The organism is Pseudomonas edaphica, assembly GCF_005863185.1.
GTDB lineage: Bacteria > Pseudomonadota > Gammaproteobacteria > Pseudomonadales > Pseudomonadaceae > Aquipseudomonas > Aquipseudomonas edaphica.
This window is the reverse complement of sequence record NZ_VBVZ01001013.1, coordinates 1-1,153: the sequence shown is the minus strand read 5'-3', so window position 1 is coordinate 1,153 and position 1,153 is coordinate 1. Positions and strand designations below refer to the sequence as shown.

Annotated in this window: 1 protein-coding gene and 1 pseudogene; both read left to right on the top strand. The window is 63.1% G+C overall.

Annotated features, from left to right (window positions below):
• A pseudogene (locus FEM54_RS34900) lies at nt 1-139 on the top strand (efflux RND transporter periplasmic adaptor subunit); the annotation flags it as partial.
• Nucleotides 136-1,153, top strand: a 1,018-nt coding sequence (locus FEM54_RS32905) for an efflux RND transporter permease subunit (RefSeq protein WP_138454322.1), incomplete at its 3' end; no start/stop codon positions are given. The pseudogene FEM54_RS34900 and the gene FEM54_RS32905, both read left to right, overlap by 4 nt.

Here is a 1,153-nt window from a genome sequence, read left to right as displayed (position 1 = left end):
CCTCGGCGGCTTGCAAGAAGGCCAGCAGGTGGTCGCCTCCGGCCAATTCCTGCTCGATTCCGAAGCCAGTTTAAGCGGCATAACCGCGCCAACATCCGACATGTCGGGCATGAGCATGCAGCCAGGAGCCCAGCCATGATCGCCTTGCTGATTCGCTGGTCGGTGGCCAACCGGTTTCTGGTGCTGCTCGCGACCTTGTTCATTACCGCGTGGGGCGTGTGGGCGGTGCAAAATACGCCGGTGGATGCCTTGCCGGACCTCTCGGATGTGCAGGTGATCATCCGCACGCCGTACCCGGGCCAGGCGCCGCAAATTGTCGAAAACCAGGTCACTTACCCGATGACCACCACCATGCTGTCGGTACCGGGCGCCAAGACCGTGCGCGGTTTTTCGTTCTTCGGCGACAGCTATGTGTACGTGCTGTTCGACGAAGGCACTGACCTGTATTGGGCGCGCTCGCGGGTGCTGGAATACCTCAGCCAATTGCAGGCGCGGCTGCCCGCATCGGCCAAGCCATCGTTGGGGCCGGACGCCACCGGGGTGGGCTGGATCTACCAGTACGCCTTGGTGGACCGCAGCGGCCAGCAGGACTTGGCGCAACTGCGTGCGCTGCAGGACTGGTTCCTCAAGTTCGAACTCAAGACCCTGCCGAATGTGGCCGAAGTGGCGACCATCGGCGGCCAGGTCAAGCAGTACCAGGTACAGCTCGACCCGCTGGCCATGGCGAGTCGCGGCGTTACCCAGGCCCAGGTCAAAGAGGCTATCGACAAGGCCAACCAGGAAACCGGCGGCTCGGTGCTGAACATGGGCGAGTCCGAATACGTGGTGCGCGCCTCCGGCTACCTGAAAACCCTGGCGGATTTTCGCGCGATTCCCCTGCGGCTCGGCACCAACAACGTGCCGGTGAGCCTTGGCGACGTGGCAAACATTCAACTTGGCCCGGACCTGCGTCGGGGCATCAGTGAGCTGGACGGCGAGGGCGAAGCCGTCGGCGGCGTGGTGATCCTGCGCAGCGGCAAAAATGCGCGTGAGGCCATTGCAGCGGTCAAGACCAAGCTGGAACAACTGAAAAGCAGCCTGCCGCCCGGCGTGGATATTGTCACCACCTACGATCGCAGCAAGTTGATCGACCGCGCCGTGGATAACCTCAGCC